At 59.8% G+C, this 17,945-nt stretch carries 19 protein-coding genes and 3 pseudogenes; 19 read left to right on the forward strand and 3 right to left on the reverse strand.

Going from position 1 to position 17,945, the window contains the following annotated elements; genetic code table 11:
* Nucleotides 1–102: 102 nt before the first annotated feature.
* Genes speB through GVL52_RS26265 form a run of 4 tightly spaced genes read left to right on the forward strand, consistent with a single transcriptional unit; the run spans nucleotide 103 to nucleotide 3,765 of the window.
* A complete protein-coding gene (speB, locus tag GVL52_RS26250; protein WP_160012357.1) occupies nucleotides 103–1,146 on the forward strand; it encodes an agmatinase in 1,044 nt (347 codons plus the stop codon).
* Nucleotides 1,147–1,170: 24 nt separating this feature from the next.
* Nucleotides 1,171–2,154: an ABC transporter substrate-binding protein gene (locus GVL52_RS26255; protein ID WP_160012358.1), complete on the forward strand. Its 984-nt coding sequence runs from the start codon at nucleotides 1,171–1,173 to the stop codon at nucleotides 2,152–2,154.
* Between the two features lie 19 nt (nucleotides 2,155–2,173).
* Nucleotides 2,174–2,968 carry an ABC transporter permease gene (locus GVL52_RS26260; protein WP_160012359.1) on the forward strand — a complete coding sequence of 265 codons (795 nt, stop codon included), beginning with the start codon at nucleotides 2,174–2,176 and terminating at the stop codon, nucleotides 2,966–2,968.
* A gap of 11 nt (nucleotides 2,969–2,979) precedes the next feature.
* The gene (locus tag GVL52_RS26265; RefSeq protein ID WP_160012360.1) at nucleotides 2,980–3,765 is read left to right on the forward strand and encodes an ABC transporter ATP-binding protein; all 786 of its coding nucleotides are present in this window, start codon (nucleotides 2,980–2,982) and stop codon (nucleotides 3,763–3,765) included.
* Nucleotides 3,766–4,163: 398 nt separating this feature from the next.
* Here the strand turns inward: GVL52_RS26265 and GVL52_RS26270 are convergent, their stop codons facing one another.
* Nucleotides 4,164–5,144, reverse strand: coding sequence for an IS5 family transposase (locus GVL52_RS26270; RefSeq protein ID WP_160012361.1), 981 nt, complete (start codon nucleotides 5,142–5,144; stop codon nucleotides 4,164–4,166).
* 77 nt (nucleotides 5,145–5,221) lie between these two features.
* Between GVL52_RS26270 and GVL52_RS31355 the strand changes: the two are divergent.
* The 9 genes and pseudogenes from GVL52_RS31355 to GVL52_RS26310 form a co-directional block, all read left to right on the forward strand.
* Nucleotides 5,222–5,311, forward strand: a pseudogene (locus GVL52_RS31355) (hypothetical protein); the annotation flags it as partial.
* Between the two features lie 67 nt (nucleotides 5,312–5,378).
* Nucleotides 5,379–5,495, forward strand: a pseudogene (locus tag GVL52_RS31005) (IS6 family transposase); the annotation flags it as partial.
* Between the two features lie 398 nt (nucleotides 5,496–5,893).
* On the forward strand, nucleotides 5,894–6,307 hold the full coding sequence (locus GVL52_RS26280; protein ID WP_160012379.1) for an acetyl-CoA carboxylase biotin carboxyl carrier protein subunit: 414 nt from the start codon (nucleotides 5,894–5,896) through the stop codon (nucleotides 6,305–6,307).
* Nucleotides 6,307–7,698: an acetyl-CoA carboxylase biotin carboxylase subunit gene (gene accC / locus GVL52_RS26285; protein ID WP_160012363.1), complete on the forward strand. Its 1,392-nt coding sequence runs from the start codon at nucleotides 6,307–6,309 to the stop codon at nucleotides 7,696–7,698. Before GVL52_RS26280 ends, accC begins: the two co-directional genes overlap by 1 nt.
* Nucleotides 7,695–8,081, forward strand: a complete 387-nt coding sequence (locus tag GVL52_RS26290) for an acetyl-CoA carboxylase (RefSeq protein ID WP_160012364.1) — start codon at nucleotides 7,695–7,697, stop codon at nucleotides 8,079–8,081. The genes accC and GVL52_RS26290 overlap by 4 nt, the downstream gene beginning before the upstream one ends.
* On the forward strand, nucleotides 8,078–8,788 hold the full coding sequence (gene pxpB, locus GVL52_RS26295; protein ID WP_160012365.1) for a 5-oxoprolinase subunit PxpB: 711 nt from the start codon (nucleotides 8,078–8,080) through the stop codon (nucleotides 8,786–8,788). Before GVL52_RS26290 ends, pxpB begins: the two co-directional genes overlap by 4 nt.
* Nucleotides 8,785–9,777 carry a biotin-dependent carboxyltransferase family protein gene (locus GVL52_RS26300; RefSeq protein ID WP_160012366.1) on the forward strand — a complete coding sequence of 331 codons (993 nt, stop codon included), beginning with the start codon at nucleotides 8,785–8,787 and terminating at the stop codon, nucleotides 9,775–9,777. Before pxpB ends, GVL52_RS26300 begins: the two co-directional genes overlap by 4 nt.
* A gap of 36 nt (nucleotides 9,778–9,813) precedes the next feature.
* Nucleotides 9,814–10,581: a 5-oxoprolinase subunit PxpA gene (locus GVL52_RS26305; RefSeq protein WP_160012367.1), complete on the forward strand. Its 768-nt coding sequence runs from the start codon at nucleotides 9,814–9,816 to the stop codon at nucleotides 10,579–10,581.
* Nucleotides 10,582–10,635: 54 nt separating this feature from the next.
* Nucleotides 10,636–11,838, forward strand: a complete 1,203-nt coding sequence (locus GVL52_RS26310; protein WP_160012368.1) for a pyridoxal phosphate-dependent aminotransferase — start codon at nucleotides 10,636–10,638, stop codon at nucleotides 11,836–11,838.
* A gap of 38 nt (nucleotides 11,839–11,876) precedes the next feature.
* Here GVL52_RS26310 and nac read toward each other — a convergent pair whose 3' ends face one another.
* Entirely contained in the window at nucleotides 11,877–12,782 is a 906-nt protein-coding gene (nac, locus tag GVL52_RS26315; protein WP_160012369.1) for a nitrogen assimilation transcriptional regulator NAC, read from the reverse strand.
* A 231-nt stretch (nucleotides 12,783–13,013) separates the two neighbouring features.
* Here nac and GVL52_RS26320 point away from each other — a divergent pair, with 231 nt between their 5' ends.
* The 6 genes from GVL52_RS26320 to GVL52_RS26345 all read left to right on the forward strand — a co-directional run bounded on the left by GVL52_RS26320 (nucleotide 13,014) and on the right by GVL52_RS26345 (nucleotide 17,675).
* Nucleotides 13,014–13,790, forward strand: coding sequence for an SDR family oxidoreductase (locus GVL52_RS26320; RefSeq protein ID WP_160012370.1), 777 nt, complete (start codon nucleotides 13,014–13,016; stop codon nucleotides 13,788–13,790).
* Nucleotides 13,787–14,494: an amino acid ABC transporter permease gene (locus GVL52_RS26325; protein ID WP_160012371.1), complete on the forward strand. Its 708-nt coding sequence runs from the start codon at nucleotides 13,787–13,789 to the stop codon at nucleotides 14,492–14,494. The genes GVL52_RS26320 and GVL52_RS26325 overlap by 4 nt, the downstream gene beginning before the upstream one ends.
* On the forward strand, nucleotides 14,491–15,249 hold the full coding sequence (locus GVL52_RS26330) for an amino acid ABC transporter permease (RefSeq protein ID WP_160012372.1): 759 nt from the start codon (nucleotides 14,491–14,493) through the stop codon (nucleotides 15,247–15,249). The genes GVL52_RS26325 and GVL52_RS26330 overlap by 4 nt, the downstream gene beginning before the upstream one ends.
* On the forward strand, nucleotides 15,246–16,013 hold the full coding sequence (locus tag GVL52_RS26335) for an amino acid ABC transporter ATP-binding protein (protein ID WP_160012373.1): 768 nt from the start codon (nucleotides 15,246–15,248) through the stop codon (nucleotides 16,011–16,013). Before GVL52_RS26330 ends, GVL52_RS26335 begins: the two co-directional genes overlap by 4 nt.
* Nucleotides 16,014–16,052: 39 nt before the next feature.
* The gene (locus tag GVL52_RS26340; RefSeq protein ID WP_160012374.1) at nucleotides 16,053–16,889 is read left to right on the forward strand and encodes an ABC transporter substrate-binding protein; all 837 of its coding nucleotides are present in this window, start codon (nucleotides 16,053–16,055) and stop codon (nucleotides 16,887–16,889) included.
* Between the two features lie 111 nt (nucleotides 16,890–17,000).
* Complete coding sequence (locus GVL52_RS26345; RefSeq protein ID WP_160012375.1) at nucleotides 17,001–17,675, forward strand: 4-carboxy-4-hydroxy-2-oxoadipate aldolase/oxaloacetate decarboxylase; 675 nt, start codon at nucleotides 17,001–17,003, stop codon at nucleotides 17,673–17,675.
* 100 nt (nucleotides 17,676–17,775) lie between these two features.
* Here GVL52_RS26345 and GVL52_RS26350 read toward each other — a convergent pair.
* Nucleotides 17,776–17,945 (reverse strand): annotated as a pseudogene (locus GVL52_RS26350) (ISAzo13 family transposase); the annotation flags it as partial.

A 17,945-nucleotide genomic window follows, 5' to 3' on the forward strand; every position in this document is an offset into this window, starting at 1 on the left:
TTGGAAAACCGGACGTGAAGTTTTATACTTCGATATTAGTGGACGTATCTCCCTGTGACAAGTTGCGACCAACACTTATCCCGAAGAGCGTTGGAGGCTTCGATGACGCAGAAAAATCCGCCCGGCCAGTATCCGTCGGCCGCTTCACGCAGCTTTCAACCGGTGTCGGCGTTCGATCTGCCGCGCTATGCGGGCCTTGCGACATTCATGCGCCTGCCATTGCTGGATCTGGCGGATCCTGACATCGGCGAGGTGGATATCGGCATGATCGGCGTGCCATGGGATGGCGGCACCACGAACCGCCCCGGCGCACGCCACGGACCTCGCCAGCTGCGCGACCTGTCGACGATGGTCCGCCCGGTACACCCGGCGACCGGCGTCAACCCGTTTCTTCTGCGCAACGTCGCCGACCTTGGCGATGCACCGGTCAATCCGGCCGACGTAGCCGACGCGCTGGACCGCATCACCCGGTTCTACAGCCGCCTCAAGGCTCAGGGCATCGCCCCGCTCAGCGCCGGTGGCGACCACCTTGTCTCCTACCCTATCCTGAAGGCGCTCGCCGGCGAAGAGCCGGTCGGAATGATCCATTTCGACGCCCATACCGACCTGTTCGACAGCTATTTCGGCGGCTTCAAATACACCCACGGCACGCCTTTCCGACGCGCCATCGAAGACGGCTACCTCGATCCGAAGCGGGTGGTGCAGATCGGCATTCGCGGCACGATGTATGACGGCGAGGATGTCGAATGGGGCCTTGCGCAAGGAGTGCGCATCATCCGCATCGAGGAATTCGAGGATCGCGGCATCGACAGCGTCATGGCGGAGGCGAGAGACATCGTCGGTGATAAGCCAACCTATGTGAGCTTCGATATCGACAGCCTGGATCCGTCCTTCGCTCCGGGAACCGGTACCCCCGAAATCGGAGGTTTCACGACCCGCGAAGCCCAGCGAATGGTCCGGAAGCTTGCCGGCCTCAACATCATAGGCGCCGATCTTGTCGAGGTGTCGCCCCCATTCGATCCGGCAGGCGGTACAGCATGGGTCGGCATATCGATGATGTTCGAGCTGCTCTGCATCCTGGCATCCTCGCCTTCAACCCGGCGGGCAAGTGCCCGCGACCAAGCGCAACGTGACGTAAAATCATAACTAAAATCAATAGAGGTGAACCACATGACAAAGACACTCCACCATCGCTACAGCGTGCCGGTCCTGGCGCTGGCAGCAACTCTCGGCCTGTTTTCGCCAGCTGCCGCTGCGGAAAAACTGACCATCGCGCTATCGACCTGGGTCGGCTACGGCCCGCTCTACATCGCCAAGAAGGAAGGGTTCTTCGAAAAGGAAGGGCTCGATGTCAATCTGGTCATCATGGAAGACGTCAAGACCCGCATGCCGGCGCTTGCCGCCGGCCGTATCGACGTCGCCGCGACAACGGTTGACGCTGTTCTCGGCTTCACCTCGCCGGAACACCCATTGACCTACCTCTTTGCGATCGACGACAGCCGCGGCGGTGATGGCATCGTCGCCGACAAGAGCATCAAGTCGGTCGCCGACCTCAAGGGCAAGACCGTCGCCTTCACGGAAGGATCCGTATCTCAGTTCTTCCTCAGCGCTCTTCTCAAGGATGCCGGCCTGTCTCTGAAGGACGTCAAGGCTCTCAACATGACCGCTGGCGATGCCGGCGCGGCCTTCGTCGCCAAAAAGGTCGATGCGGCCGTCACCTGGGAGCCCTGGCTGAGCCGTGGCAAGGCGACGGCGCATGGCGCACTCCTGATCGACAGCGCTGCAAAGCCCGGCCTGATCACCGACGTTCTGGTCGCGACAAAGAAGACGGAGACGGAGCGTGCCGCAGCCATGCAGGGTCTCTACCGCGCATGGAGCGAGGCTGTCGCATGGCAGAAGACGCACGAGGAAGATGCGGACGCGATCATGGCGAAAGGCGTTGGCGGCTGGCTCGAGGATCCGAAGGTTTTTGCCGGCACCCGTAGCGGCATAGCCTTCTACGACGCGGCGATGAACAAGAGCTTCATGGATCCGGCGAATGCCGACGGCATCCTGGCGACGATCACCAAGGCGAAGGCGCTCGGCGAAGAGGCGGGCCTCTTCAAGGTCGCGGCCGAACCGGCCTCGATGATCGCCACCGATATCGTAAAGTAAGGCGATAGGAGCAGGCACCATGCGCACCCATTCACTCCTTTCGCCGAAGGTTGCAATTCCGCGAGCGACTTATGCTGCTCTGAGTATTGCATCCGTCTCGACGGTGCTGGGCATCTGGTGTCTGCTCACCTATGGCGGCTTCACACCATCGGACTTCCTGGCATCTCCGGACCAGGTCGTCACCGCAGCAATTCACCGCATCGCCAACTTCTCGCTGTTCGAAAATATCGGCGCGAGCCTGGAGGTGATCCTGTCCGGCTTTCTGCTGGCCTCTCTCCTTGCGGTGCCGATCGGCATCCTGATGGGCAGTTTCAAGGCGGTGCAGGCGGTCGTCGAACCGATCACCGGATTCATGCGCTACATTCCGGTCTCGGCGCTCATCCCCCTCCTGATCCTCTGGATCGGCATCGGGATAGAACAGAAGATCATGGTCATCTTTCTCGGCACTTTCTTCCAACAGCTGATCCTGATTTCGGACGTGTCGGCCCGTGTTTCCAAGGACCTCATCGATTGCGCCTATACGCTCGGAGCCACACGGCGGCAGGTCGTGATGCGCATCCTGCTTCCGGCCTGCCTGCCCGGCGTCATGGACAATCTGCGCGTCACGATGGGATGGGCCTGGACCTATCTGGTCGTGGCCGAACTGGTCGCGGCCGATAGTGGCCTTGGGTACATGATCCTCAATGCCATGCGCGGCCTGTTTACCGACGTCATTCTCCTCGGCGTGTTCACGATCGGCATCCTTGGTCTCATGACCGATTTCATTTTCAAATGGTTGCGCCAGCGTCTGCTGCCGTGGTCCGTCAATTCCTGAGGTCCGTGTCGATGAGCCTGCTCCAACTGCAAGACATTTCGGTACACTTCACACCGAAGGGGAAGCCGCCGATCGTCGCGCTCGACCATGTCTCCCTGACCGTCCGACACGACACTTTTTCCGTCATCGTCGGCCCCTCCGGCTGCGGAAAGTCGACCCTTCTGCGCCTCGTCGCAGGCCTTGAAAGGCCGACGTCGGGTACGATCACGCTCGACAGCAGGGCCATAGACGGCCCTTCGGCAGAGCGAGGAATGGTGTTCCAGAGCTACACGCTGTTTCCCTGGCTGACCGTGCGGGAAAACGTGATGTTCGGGCCAAAATTGAAGAAGCTGCCGAAGGCCGAATGCGAGGCGATCGCCGACGATCTGATTGCAGCCGTCAAGCTGAAAGGCTTCGACCACTCCTATCCGACAGAGCTTTCCGGTGGCATGCGCCAGCGCGTGGCGTTGGCGCGCGCGCTGGCCAACGATCCGCGCATCCTGCTGATGGACGAGCCCTTCGGCGCGCTCGACAGCCAGACGCGGCAACAGATGCAGGAATTGCTGCTCGGCATCTGGGAGAGCCGCCGCAAGACGGTGCTGTTCATCACGCACGATATCGACGAAGCCATTCTACTCGGTGACGCCGTGCACGTGATGTCGGCGCGGCCGGGCAGGATAAAGGCGTCAATGACGATCGATGTGGCGCGTCCGCGCGGCATCGACACGCTGACCGCGACGTCATTCATGGAATACAAGCGCAACATTCTGGGCATGATGCACGACGAGGCGATGCGAGGATCGCAATCGGGCACGTGATCGACCAGACCCCTTCCTTCAGGCCGCAACCGACGAGACAGCCTCTTCGAGGCCGTATTGGCGTGGCCGCGACGTCTGTAACGATCGGCCGGCGGTCAGACGATCTCGATGACGATGGTTATCCGGGCAGGTCGGCGAGTTCATCGGCCTCTCAAACGCCGCCTCAACCGGCCCCGCTTGCGGGGACTTTCTCCGGGATGTCGCCGGTGTACTCGGACCCGGTCGACCATCGGGCTGTCAGCCCAACCAGCGATAGACCCGATGGGCGCGTTCGCCGGCTGCCGTCAACGATGCAGCGCGCGGGACCGCTGCGGCGCGCTTCTGCCCGTCAATGCGCCAGCAGAGCCGTGTTGCATCGGTCAAATTTTGTTTGAGGTCGGCCTTACCCCATACGGATTTCAGGCGATGCGCTCGAATTTCGGACGGCCAAGTCCGGTCATTTTGTTGAGAACACGGACGCCCATCCTGGCTTTTGTCCGCTGATTTTCGAAGTTTCGTGCGCGAAGTTTCCGACCAATGACGGCTTTCCATCGGCCCATCTGGGTCTCAACCCGGCTTCGCTGATTATAGCCGCTGGAGACTTGCCAGCCCATCCGCCCCTTCGCCTGTATTTCGACAATATGGCGATCTCGAACAGTGGGCTCGCGTGCACAGTCGGCGCTGGCAACAGCGGTCCTGGGCGGGGGGATAATAACCTCGGTGTTCTTGCCAAGGCGTGTCTCCAGAAGATGACGGGTTTGCGCTCCGTCATAGGCACCATCAGCGATAAATCGGTTTACTGGGACATCAACCTGATCGAGAAGATCCCGCAAGGCTGTCGGATCACCGACATCATCGGTGGTCAGATCGGAGCAGATGATCTCACCGCTGCTCAGGTCAAGGCCGAGGTGCAATTTGCGCCAGCGTTTGCGCTTCACCTTTGTCTTGTGTTTGTTTTCCAGCCACTCGCCTTCGCCGAAGACTTTCAAGCCGGTGCTGTCAACCACCAGATGAACCGGACCGTGGCTTGCCGATTGGCACCGTGCTGGTGGCAACTCCAGACCCTTGCCACGACGCGACAACGTCGAGAAGTCCGGTACCAGGACATTGAGCCCCATCAAGCCAGCCACGCTGCGCATCAGGCCCTGGGTTTGGTGCAGCGCCAGACCGTAGACGGCACGCAAGGTCAGGCACAACGTGATGGCAAGCTCGGAATATGTCCGCTGGCCGCCTTGCGATTTTCGTCGCGCAGCTGACCATTGCGCCTGCGCATCCTCGCCCACCCAGATGGTTAGATCGCCACGCCGGCGTAAGCTCTCGTTATACTCCGACCAGTTCGTCACCCGATGTCTCTGCCTGGCGATCTTATCGCGTCGGGCGGAATTGAACTTGTGCGGCATGCAGGTAATCCTGAAATCAATATCCCACGCTCAATATCACCTGGTCACTGATCGCTGCAACAAAGCCCAAAGGGGTGATGTTTATCACCATCGAGGACGAGACCGGCCCCGCCAACATCGTCGTCTGGCCGTCCCTGTTCGAGAAGCGCAGGCGTGTGGTTCTCGGGTCTTCAATGGTGGCGATCAACGGTCGAATCCACCGCCACGGGCGAGATAGTGCGAGCGTTCGTGCCTCAATGCCAGAGATTTGTCTCAATCCACCGCCCGATCTGCGATCTTTTCCATCTTCACAGAATACACGTGACTGCCGCGGAACATCGCCAACTCAGCGCACACGCCAACATCATCTGATGTCAGATCGTCCTATCGATCAAAAATTGAAATTCATGCCAAACCGGTGATTGCGTACAGTGCTCGGTCGAGGTGACGAAAGTATTCTAACACTTCGCAGGCGCTGCCACCAAAAATTCCCCGGATCAGGATGATGGTCTGCACCAAGAATACCATGCCTGGACAGCTGTCCAGGTTGGTCTGTTCGTCAAAAAGTGATCTCTCTATTGTACGGCGGCCGTGCCCTTGCACCTGATCGTCGTTCCGGCGCCTGTAGTACTTGCACGCTGCGCAGAACCGCAGTCCATCAAAACTTCCTCTGACCCCATTATCCCATTGCCTATGCTACCACGATCAACGGCGAACGGTGTCGTTGGCGACGCGATTTCCGGTCGGTTGAGCAAAGTGTGGACGGACTGATGGAACTTTCCAAAATCAAGACCCTGATAGATTTCGTTGGCCGGTCGAACGTCACGGAACTGACCGTGACGGAAGAAGGCACGACTGTGCGGATTTTCCGCAAACATGCGCCGGCTGCACCTGTGGTGAAGCCTGGCAGCGTCGAGCCCCAGGATGTTCAGTCGGTCGTTGAGAGTACAAAGGCTGCGGTCTCGGCTCCGATTTTCGGTCTTCTACATACGGCGCCGGCGCCGGGGGAGCCTGCCTTCGTGGCTCTGGGTGATGTGGTGGAGGAGGGGCAAACGCTCTTCATCATCGAGGCCATGAAGGTCTTCAACAGGATTTCCGCGCCGTGCGCTGGCCGCATCGCCAAACTGACCAGTGCCAATGGCAATGAGGTCGATGCTGGCGACCTGCTTGCGGAGATCGCGTGATGCAAAGCGAGATTGTCTCCACGCTGGATCGCGCACGACGCTTTGACACGGTGTTGATTGCAAATCGCGGTGAGATCGCGCTCAGGATCATTCGTGCCTGCCGCGAAATGGGTCTCAAGGCCGCCGTCATCTGCTCGCAGGCCGACCGCGATGCGGCTTATGTGCGCGCCGCCGACCAGTCGATCTGTATCGGGCCTGCTGCTGCCGCCAAGAGCTATCTCAACAAGGATGCCATCCTGCTGGCGGCGCGTTTGTCCGGCGCTGGCGCTGTTCACCCGGGTTACGGCTTCCTGTCCGAAAGCGCCGCCTTCTCCGCGGCTGTGGACGAAGCTGGCATGGTCTTCATCGGCCCCGACGCTGCGTCTATCTCGAAGATGGGCGACAAGATCGCCGCCAAGAACGCAATGCTGGCGGCTGGCGTTCCCTGTGTGCCGGGACCGGATCACGAATTGCCCAGCGACCCGGAAACAATCGCACGGATTGCCTCCGAAATCGGGTATCCGGTCATCATCAAGGCGGCGGGTGGTGGTGGTGGCCGTGGCATGCGGGTTGTGCCCGATGCTGCGACTTTGCAGGAATCCGTGACGCTGACCCGTGAGGAGGCGCGCAAGGCATTCGGGACGCCTGCGCTCTACATGGAGAAATTCCTCCCGCATCCGCGCCATATCGAAATCCAGGTTCTGTGCGACAGCCATGGCAATGCCGTCTGGCTCGGTCATCGCGATTGCTCCATGCAGCGACGCCACCAGAAGGTCGTCGAGGAAGCGCCGGCTCCCGGTATTGCTCACGATCTCATCGGCCCCGTAGGCGAGGCCTGTGTCGAGGCCTGTCGGCTGATCGGCTATCGCGGCGTCGGCACGTTCGAATTTCTCTATGAGGACGGTGCTTTCTATTTCATCGAGATGAACACGCGCCTTCAGGTCGAGCATCCGGTGACGGAAATGACCAGCGGCATCGACATCGTGCAGGCGCAAATCAAGGTCGCTCAAGGCGAGGTTCTGCAGGTCGCACAGGAGCGTGTTTCCTGCGAGGGCCATTCTTTCGAATGCCGCATCAATGCCGAGGACCCGGCAACCTTCATGCCCTCGGCCGGTATCATCACGGAGTTCGAATTGCCGCAAGGCCCGGGTGTGCGTGTCGATACGCATATCGAGGCCGGCTACAAGGTCTCGCCCTATTACGATTCCCTGATCGCCAAGGTGATCGTTCACGGGAGCGACCGCAGGCAAGCCATGGAACGGATGCGCAAGGCGCTGGCCGGCCTGAAGCTGGAGGGCATCGCCACCAACATTCCATTGCTGCGGGTCCTGTTCGAGGACGAGGGCTTTGCTGCCGGCGAAGCGGATATCCATTACCTCGAAAAGTGGCTGAAGAAGCGGAGCGTCGCATGAGCGAGATGGACTTCAGCGATCCCGCGACGATCGCGCTTCTGACCGCGGCACTGGAGGCCGCTGGCGTCGATGGCATAGAGATCGAACGCCCCGGACAGAACCTGCGCATCGTTGTTGCGCGCGGCCTGGAGCCGATTATTAAATCGATGCAGGCAACCGTCGCTGTTGAGGCGACCGTGGTGCGTGCGCCGATGGCGGGCGAGTTCCTGACGTCGAACCCTTCGCGCAAATCAGAAAGTACAAACGTTCCGGGTTTCATCCGGGTCGGGCCAATCCTTCTGCCACTGCCGGGCGTCGGCTCCGGCCAGGTGCTTAGATATCTTGTTGAACACGGTGCAATCGTCGGTTTCGGCGACGCCCTTTTCGAAGTTGAGACAGAATGACGAACGCGTCGCTTTCCCAGCACAGTTTACCCAACCGGGGCATCCTGCTCGACCGCAATGGCATCCGTGTATCGCCCATTGGTGCAAAGGCTTTTCTGCTCGAAGCGACCGGTGATTTCGATCTCCCCTCACAGCGGCGGATCTGGGCGCTGTCGAACGCGGTCGAACTTTGGGACGATGTTGCCGAAATCGTTCCCGGCATGACCAATCTTCTGGTGGTGCTCAAACAGACACCTGAAGAGCCTGAACGTCTGCTCGGGCGGCTTCTGGACGCCTGGGATCACGCCGAGAGCATCGATCTTGCCGGCCGCACGATCGAGATAGAGGTGCGTTACGGTGGCGACCATGCCACCGATCTCAACGCCCTTTGCGACCTTTCGGGCCTGAGCGATCGCGAGGTCATCCGCATTCATCACGAGGGGATCTACCGGGTGTTTGCTCTCGGAAGCGCGCCCGGCTTCGGATACCTGCATGGGCTCGATCCACGCATCTACATGCCGCGAAAGACCGTGCCGTCGCTCAACATGGCGAGAGGCTGCGTGACCATTGGTGGCATGCAGACGGGTGTCGCGGTTCTGACCGGGCCCAATGGTTGGAATTCCATCGGTTTTGCCGAATTGCAGATGTTTGACCCGCTGTCTGCGACGCCTGCCATCATGGCGCCGGGCGACACGGTGCGCTTTATTCCCGTGAGTATCGAACTATGATCGAGATCATTCAGGCCAGCCCCTTCAACACCGTTCAGGATCTTGGTCGTCCGGGCTTTCGCAATATCGGCGTCACGACCAGTGGCGCCATGGATCCGTTCGGATTGAAGATCGGCAACCTGCTGGCTGGCAATGAGGTGGACGCAGCTGCCATTGAGGTCCAGACCTATCCGTTCCGTCTGCGCTTTTCCAAGCGGCTGGATTTTGCCGTGACCGGTGCGGATTGTGGCGCGACGCTGGATGGTGTCGGCCTCTTGCCGTGGTGTGCCTATGCCGCCGAGGCGGGACAAGTGCTGGAACTGGGGCAGCCTCGCACGGCCTCACGCGCCTATGTCTGCGTGGCGGGTGGTATTGATGTCGCAGCGGTGATGGGTTCCCGTGCCACGTCCCTGCGTGGCGCCTTCGGCGGAAATGGCGGTCGCTTTCTGCTTGCCGGCGACCGACTTGAGGTCGGCGCGGCACCTTTGCTGGATTTGCCAGCGAACGGACTTGCCGTGGTGGATCCCGCGTTCGCGTTGGCCGATGTGTTTCCGCTGTCCGAGGACGGGACGGTGCTGATCCGTGCGCTGCCGGCCGGTGAACACGACCTGTTCGGCGGCGATGCCGAGCGTTTCTGGACCCAGACCTGGAAGATTTCGACGCAAAGCGATCGAACCGGCTATCGCCTTTCCGGTGATCCGATCAGGCCGACGGTGCCGGTGGAAATGCGCTCGCATGGTGTTGTTCCGGGCGTCGTGCAAGTGCCGCCAAGCGGCGAGCCGATCGTGCAGATGAGCGATGCCAATACAGCGGGCGGTTATCCCAAGATCGCCGGCGTTATCGACGCCGACCTTTGGCGCCTAGGGCAGGCGCGCATCGGCAGTCGTTTCCGTTTCGTGCGCAGTACGCATCGCGAGGCCCTCGAAATCGAAAAGGCTATGGCGCACTTCCTCGACGATGTGCGCCGGACATCGCAGACGGTGAAACGCGCCCTTAAGGCGATGGCCTGACGGGTACGTCCGGATGACAGGCAAAGGGAGTTTTCGATGAAGATAGATCTGAATTCCGACATGGGCGAGGGTTTCGGTCCCTACCGCCTGTGTGACGACGAGGCGATGATGAAGGTCGTTTCCTCCGCCAATATTGCTTGCGGATTCCATGGCGGCGACCCGGACACGATGGCGCGCATGGTGCGGCTTGCCAAGGCGAACGGCGTCGGCATCGGCGCGCATCCCGGTCTGCCGGATCGTGCCGGGTTCGGGCGTCGCGAAATTCCCTATTCCGCCGACGAACTGCGCCAGCAAATGCTCTACCAACTGGGCGCCCTGAAGGCCATTGCCCGATCGGAGGGCCAGCACGTTGCCCATTTTAGTTTCCACGCGGCCATGGGCAATATGGTCAACCGCGATCCACAGCTGGCCGACCTGATGATGGACGCGATCCGCACGGTTGATCCCGACCTCATCGTTTTTGTTATGCCGGGGAGCGGGATCGAAAATGCCGCCAAACGCGCAAAGCTGAAAACGCTGGCACTTTTCCTCGCCGATCGAGCCTATGACGCGCAAGGTCGTCTTGTTGCGCGTGGACAACCCGGTGCTCTTGTCAAGGAAGAAACGGATGTGCGCGCCAGGGTGCGGCAGTTCCTGCACGATGGAACGGTGACCACCATTGATGGCGCCACCATTGCCATGCCGGCCCGCTCCATCCTGGTCCATAGCGACACGACCGGTTCGCTGGAACTTGCCCGCATCGTCCGTAGCGAAATCGAGGCGTCTGGCGGCAGCCTTGCCCCGGCCTCGGATATCGCGGCCTGACCGCAGGCGGAAAACCACACAGATCATCAATTCTGACCATTGAAAGAACTGACCATGCCAACCATTGCCGACCGATTGAAGAATGTCTCGATTTCCGCGTCAGCCGCGATGACCCAGCGTGCCCGCGAACTTGCGGCCCAGGGCATCAAGGTCGTCAGCATGTCGTCTGGCGAGCCGGATTTCCCGACGCCGGCCCATGCCATAGAGGCGGCGCATGCCGCAGCGCTTGCCGGCGACACCAAATATCCGACCATGGACGGTACGCCGGCGATGAAGGCGGCGATCGTCAGAAAGTTCAAACGCGAAAACAATCTCGATTACGAGCCCAGCCAGATCGTCGTATCGGGTGGTGGCAAGCAGGTGATCTTCAACGCCATTCTCGCCACCTGCAATCCCGGTGACGAAGTCGTCATTCCAGCACCTTCCTGGGTCAGCTATGCCGATATCGTCAAGTTTGCTGGCGGTATTCCGGTCGCTGTACCATGCCATGAAGCAGCCGGCTTCAAGCTGCGTGCCGAAGATCTGGAAGCTGCGATCACGCCGCGCACCAAATGGCTGTTCCTCAATTTCCCGAACAATCCGACGGGCGCTGCCTGCTCGCGTGCGGACATGGCGGCAATAGCCGAAGTGATGCTGCGTCATCCGCATGTCTGGATCCTGACCGACGACATCTACGAACACCTAGTCTATGACGGCTTCGAATTCTGCACGATTGCCGAGGTTGAACCGCGCCTCTACGACCGCGTGCTGACCATGAACGGTGTTTCCAAGGCTTATGCCATGACCGGCTGGCGCCTTGGTTATTGTGGCGGCCCGAAGGGTCTGATCGCCGCGATCAGCAACGTCAACGGTCAAAACAGTGGTGGCACTTCGACCCTGACCCAGGCAGCTGCCGTCGCAGCGCTTGATGGTCCGCAGGATCTGCTCAAGGAACGTGCGGCCATCTACAAGATCCGTCGTGATTTCGTGCTCGGGAGGCTGTCCGAGATCGACGGTATTCGCGCGCACCGACCAGAAGGCGCATTCTACATCTTCCCCAACATCAGCGACCTGATTGGCAAGACCACCAAGGGCGGCCGCAAGATCGAATCCGACGTCGATTTTGTCATGGGTCTGGTCGAGGAGCACCATGTCGCGACGGTTCAGGGCGCCGCTTACGGCATGAGCCCCTATTTCCGCATCTCCTATGCAACGAGCATGGAAATGCTGAAGGAGGGATGCAGTCGCATCGCCCAGTATTGCAAGGACATGAGGTAAACGAAACGCCCCTTTTCGGAGAGGTTTTCATTTGGTGATCACGCCTTCAATCGCGCGGTCAGTTCGAGGAGGATGTCCTTGACCGCAACGGCTGGCTCGGAAAGTGGCGTCTGATCGGACACGCAAAACGACAGTGTTTCCTCGATGCGTGGCGAAACCGGGCGACAGACGAGCGCTTCGCTGGATTCGGCGATCAGCCGGTCTGCGATGGCTTTCGGCATGATCGTTGCGCCAAGCCCGCGATCGACAGCACGGCTGAGCGTGCGCACGATCTCGACTTCCGCGACCACTTTGAGGTTTGTCTTCGTGCGGCTGAAGGCCGTTTCGACCGCGCGCCTGACGAAATTATAGGCTGGCGGCATCAGCAGTGGCAGGCCGTCCAGCGCGGAGATTTGCACTGGCGCGTCGTCAGCTTCGATCGCGAACTCCCGATGCGCCACCAAGAAGAAATCCTCCTTCAGCAGCGGTTCGAAACGCACGCCTTTAATCGGTCCGATGCCGTGGATCAGCGCCATTTCCATCCGCCCGGTCATGAGCATCTGGCTATAGGTCTGACCGACGCTCTCGGTCAGGTGCAACAGAATGCCGGGATGCCTTTTGCGTGTCTCAGCAAGAAGATCCACGGAAAGGGTTGCGGCGCTGCTGAACGGCACGAGCCCGACGGACACGCGGCCGGCCAGTGAATTTCCGGCGGCCGAGGCATCGGCCTGGGCTTGTTCCATCTGCCGGAGGATGATCTGGGCATGTCGATAGACGGCTTGGCCGGCGTCGGTCATTGTCACGCCCTGCTGGCTGCGGATGAGCAACTTTTGTCCGAAATGTTCTTCTAGCGCTGCAAGCTGCTGGCTGAGCGCCGGTTGTGCCAGATGCAGGATGTCGGCAGCGCGCGTGATGCTGCCGCTGTCGACGATGACGATGAAGGATTTGAGGCGCCGAGTATCCATGTCAGTCAATGCTACCTGTGCTGAGCCTATAATCCGGACGGCTTCTATGCGGTGTCAAGGGCCCGTCGGCTGCGCAGCTGAGAAAGCTTAGCTGATTGATTTGTAAGGTGCAAATGACAAAGTCGGCTATTTCATCAACCCTCCATAACGGTTGCTTATTAGCCCAAAAGTAATCGGTCTTAGGCAAGTCAAAAAAGCTTCGCTAGTCTCGGGCTAACAAAGGGGATCGACATGCCATTTTCCGATTACAAGACTGCTCTGGTAACCGGCGCTTCGTCGGGGATTGGTGCGGCGGTCGTTGAACGCCTCTGCCGTGAAGGGCTTGAAGTCCATGCCGTCGCCCGCAGCGTCGAGCCGCTACAAGCTCTTGCCGAGCGCACCGGTTGTATCGCCCATGCAATCGACGTCACGGACCGGGGAGCGCTTGGCGAACTGACAAGCAAGGTCCAGTTCGACGTCCTCATCAACAATGCCGGCGTCGATCGTCCGAAGAAATTCCTCGAAGCGGAAGAGGGCGATATCGACCTGCTGATCGACGTCAACCTGCGCGCCGTGCTGCATCTGTGCCGGATGGTCGTACCGGGAATGGTTGGGCGCGACCGTGGTCATGTCGTCAACATTTCGTCGATTGCCGGCAATTACAATTTCGGCGGCAATTCCACCTATCATGCGGTCAAGGCTGGCGTCGCCATGCTGTCGAACCAGCTGCGCATCGATGCTTTCGGCAAGCGCGTGCGGGTCACGGAGATCTGCCCCGGCCGCGTGGCGACAGATATCTTCAATCATGTCCACGGCAATGACCCGTCGATCCGCGAACGTTTCATCGATGGTTTCGAATTGCCGCAGGCTTCCGACATCGCCGACGCGATCGCCTATGTGATCGCCGCGCCGGTTGCGGTGAACATAGGTCATATGGAAATCACCCCGACGCTGCAAGTCATGGGTGGCCTGCAAACCGCCAAGCCAGAGGCGCCCGCCGCCAACGCTCCCGAAGGGACGAAGCGGTGAACGGCTTCGATCTTTCGGCGATCCTCAACAATCCGGAATATGTCGGTTTGTTGCTGCACGGCATTGAGATGACCTTCGTCATCTTCGCCGGCTCCTGGCTTCTGGCGATGACGCTGGCCGTTCTGCTTCTGTCTTTGCGTGTGTCGCCGCTTCGCTTCGGCGAACCGCTTGTCGCTGCCTATGTCTCCTATCACCGCAACGTGCCGACACTGGTACAGCTGATGCTCTGGTATTTCGGCATTTTCACGCTGATGCCTCAGGGTTTGTCCGATTGGCTGGCGAACCACAATGCCGAAACCATATTCGCCGTCATCGGTCTCGGCCTCTGTCAGGCGGCCTATTTCAGCGAGGATCTTCGGTCCGGCCTGCGCTCGGTTAGTGCAGGTCAGATGGAAGCGGCGCAGGCGCTGGGACACGGCTACATCTCGGCAATGCGCTTCGTGATCATGCCGCAAGGCGTGCGCAATGCGCTGCCGCCGCTGATCAACCACACGGTCTCACTTTTCAAGAACAGCAGTCTCGCGATCGTCATTGGTGCGCCCGAGCTGACCCATGCGATCAAGGAAATCGAAAACATCAGTTTCCGCACATTCGAGATCTACCTGGTCGGCACAGTCACCTACCTGTTCTTCTCGCTGATCATCATGGGGGTCGGTGCCTACCTGTCGCGGCGAACCGATCCGGCGCGGAGGGCACGCGCATGATCCAGGATTTCATCTCCATCATTCAGGACTACTGGCTGCTGCTGCTGATCGGCCAGTACCCGAACGGTCCTCTGGGCGGTCTCGCCAACACGCTGATCCTGTCGGCACTTGCCATCGCTCTTGCCTTCCCGGTCAGCATCATGATGGCGCTTGCCCGTCTTTCGAAATGGCGTTTGCTACGCTGGCCGGTCACGGGAGTTGTCTATGTCACCCGCGGCGTGCCGCTGCTGATGCTCATCTTGTGGTGCTATTTCGTCATACCGCTCTGGACCGGTGCCGATGTGCCGAGCTTCCTGATCATGCTTGTGACGCTGGTCATCTATCAGGGCGCTTTCCTGAGCGAGGTTGTGCGGGCCGGCATCGTTTCGCTGGGCCCCGGCCAGATGGAGGCCGCTAAGGCGCTCGGTCATGGCTATCTCGGCGCGATGCGCTTCGTCATCCTGCCGCAGGCGCTCTATAACATGATCCCGAGCATGATCTCCACCTTCGTGTCGACGATCAAGGACACCACGCTGGGCTATGTCATCAACGTGCCGGACCTGACCTTTGCTGCAAGCCAGGTTAACAACCAGCTGCTGACTCAACCGTTCCAGGTCTTCCTCATCCTGGCCGTGGTTTATTACGTCATCTGCTGGAGCCTGACCTTCGCTGCCAACAGCCTTGAGCGACGCATTGCGCGCCGTCGTGCAGGGCCTCGCAACGCCCGCTTTCCAGTCGAGGCAGCGCCACTCAAAACCACCACGGAGCAGCTATGAACACGTCGGTTCCCGAACAGCTGGACACACAGGCGATCCGGATCTCCGACGTCTGCAAGAGTTACGGCGATTTTCCGGTATTGAAGAATATCAATGCTGAAGTTGCGCGCGGCGAAGTCGTGGTTATCTGCGGGCCGTCCGGTTCCGGAAAGTCGACATTGATCCGCACGGTCAACCGGCTGGAAGAGATCAGCCGCGGCGGTATCACTTTCGAGGGCCAGAACATCCATGCCGCGATGCGCGCCAGCGAATTGAACAAACTGCGCAGCCGCATCGGTTTCGTCTTCCAGAGCTTCAACCTGTTCCCGCATCTCTCCGTCGTCGAGAATGTCTCTATGTCGCCGATCCGGGTGAAGGGCCTGGCACCGGATGTCGCGCATGACAGGGCGTTGAAGCTGCTTGATCGCGTCGGCCTTGCCGACAAGGCCAAAGCCTATCCAGGCCAATTGTCCGGCGGCCAGCAGCAGCGTGTGGCAATCGCCCGCGCTCTGGCCATGGAGCCGCCGGTGATGCTGTTCGACGAGCCGACCAGCGCGCTCGACCCGGAAATGGTGGGCGAAGTGCTCAACGTCATGAAAAGCCTCGCAGCCGACGGCATGACCATGCTCTGTGTGACGCATGAAATGGGATTTGCTCGCGATGTCGCCGACCGCATCTGGTTCATCGATGCCGGCGAAATCCTCGAGAGCGCACCACCCGAAGAGTTTTTCAAGAATCCACGCCATCCGCGCGCACAGCGTTTTCTCGCTGACTTGCGGCACTGACTGCCTTCACCATCACCATAACTATAACGGAGAACAGCAATGAACTGGAAGTTTCTGACCCTCACCGTCGCACTTGCGGGCACAGCCGCGATCACGCCTGCCAAGGCCGATCAGCTTGCGGAGATCATGTCTGCCAAGACCCTGCGCTGCGCGACCTTTGCGGATGTACCGCCATTCGCCGCTCCGGATACGAAAACCCGTGAGATGGCCGGCTTCGACGTCGATCTCTGCAATGCCATCGCCAAGGAAATGGGCGTCAAGGCTGAAGTGAAGCCAGTTTCCGTCGAAGCCCGCGTTCCTGAAGTCAAGCTTGGCCGCGTCGACATCACTGTTGCCAACCTTGCCTACACGCAGAGCCGTGCAGAGCAGATCCAGTTCAGCGATCCCTACTATCTGGCCAAGGAAATGCTGATCGTGCCGGCCGCCGACGAAGGCAAGGCAAAGTCCGATTATGTCGGTCAGCGCATCGCCTCGGCCAAGGGCTCAACCTCGGAAATGTCGATCAAGCTCAACAAGTCCGAGCCGCTGACTTTCCAGGATACTGCATCGGCCTATCTCGCCGTTCAGCAGGGCAAGGCACGTGGTATGGTCGCCAACACGATGACGACCACCAAATTCGTCAACGAGTCGAAAAGCCGGGGCAAGGAAATGCGGATGATCCCGGAGCCGATGCTCTATCAGCCGATCGGCATTGGCATGCAGAAGGATCAGCCGGCTCTGACCGCGAAGGTCAACGAGATCCTGCGCAAGCTCGATGCCGATGGCGAGATCAACAAAATCTGGGACAAGTGGCTTGGCCAGGACACAGAATACAAGATGACCCGCACCGACAAGGTTGTGCCTCTGTCCGAATTGAAGTTCGACCCGATCCCTTGATCGCCTGACGCAGCATCCCTGCGTCAGAACTTACTCAACAAAAAACAATAGAAACACCGGCGGCTGCAACCCCTGCCGCCGTACGGTTTCCCATGCCCCTGAGGAGGCTCCATGACCCACATCAAAGATATCGCTGAACGCCCTTCCCAGGAAGACGTGCAGGCCATTTCCAAGTTTTCGCCGGCAACCATTCATGAGGCACAGGGCCGTCGTGGCGCATTGTCGTCTCGCCTGAAGCCCGTCGATTATCGGATGAAATTGTGTGGGCCGGCCTTTACCGTGAAATCATCGCCGCGTGACAACATCATGCTGCAACTGGCGATCAACTATGCCAAGCCGGGTGACATCATCGTTGTCTCCGGCGGAGAATACGAGGAAGCCGGTTCGTTCGGCGACGTACTGGCCAATGCATGCCTTGCCAAGGGCATCGGTGGATTGGTGACCGATACCGGCGTGCGCGACACGCTACAGCTCCGCGACCTCGGGTTCCCTGTGTTTTCGCTCAGCGTCTGCATCAAGGGCACCGTCAAGGAAACGATAGGCACCACAAATGACGCCATCATTGTTGGTGGCGAAATCATCAATCCGGGCGACGTTATCGTCGGAGATGCCGACGGCCTCGTCGTTGTGCGTCGTCACGAAGTGCAGGCAGTCGCAAAACTGTCTCAGGCCCGGGAAGATGCTGAGGCTGGCTTCATCGCAGCCTACAAGGCGGGAAAATCGGTGATCGAGGTCAGCAATCTCGAGCCGGTCCTGAAGGCCAAGGGCCTCGTCGTCGATATGTAATGGTGGCGACGGGACTTTACGTCCGTTCGCAAATTTTAAACGGCAGGGCGGCTTTCAGCCGCCCTTTCGCATTACGGTTGGCTAAGGAAGCTTCGATAAATTACGGCTCTGTTTGCGGCGGTCTTTGGCTGATTGTATAGTTCCATTCGCCGTGGAAGGTGTGGCGGGCGATATTGATCGCGGCCATTTCGGCGTCGGAGATTTTGATCCCGGTGGGATAGAGGTTTTCGTCGAGTTCGCAGCGAACGGTGAGGCCAGCGGTCGAGGTGG

Source organism: Rhizobium sp. 18055 (assembly GCF_902706285.1).
Classification (GTDB): Bacteria; Pseudomonadota; Alphaproteobacteria; order Rhizobiales; family Rhizobiaceae; genus Rhizobium.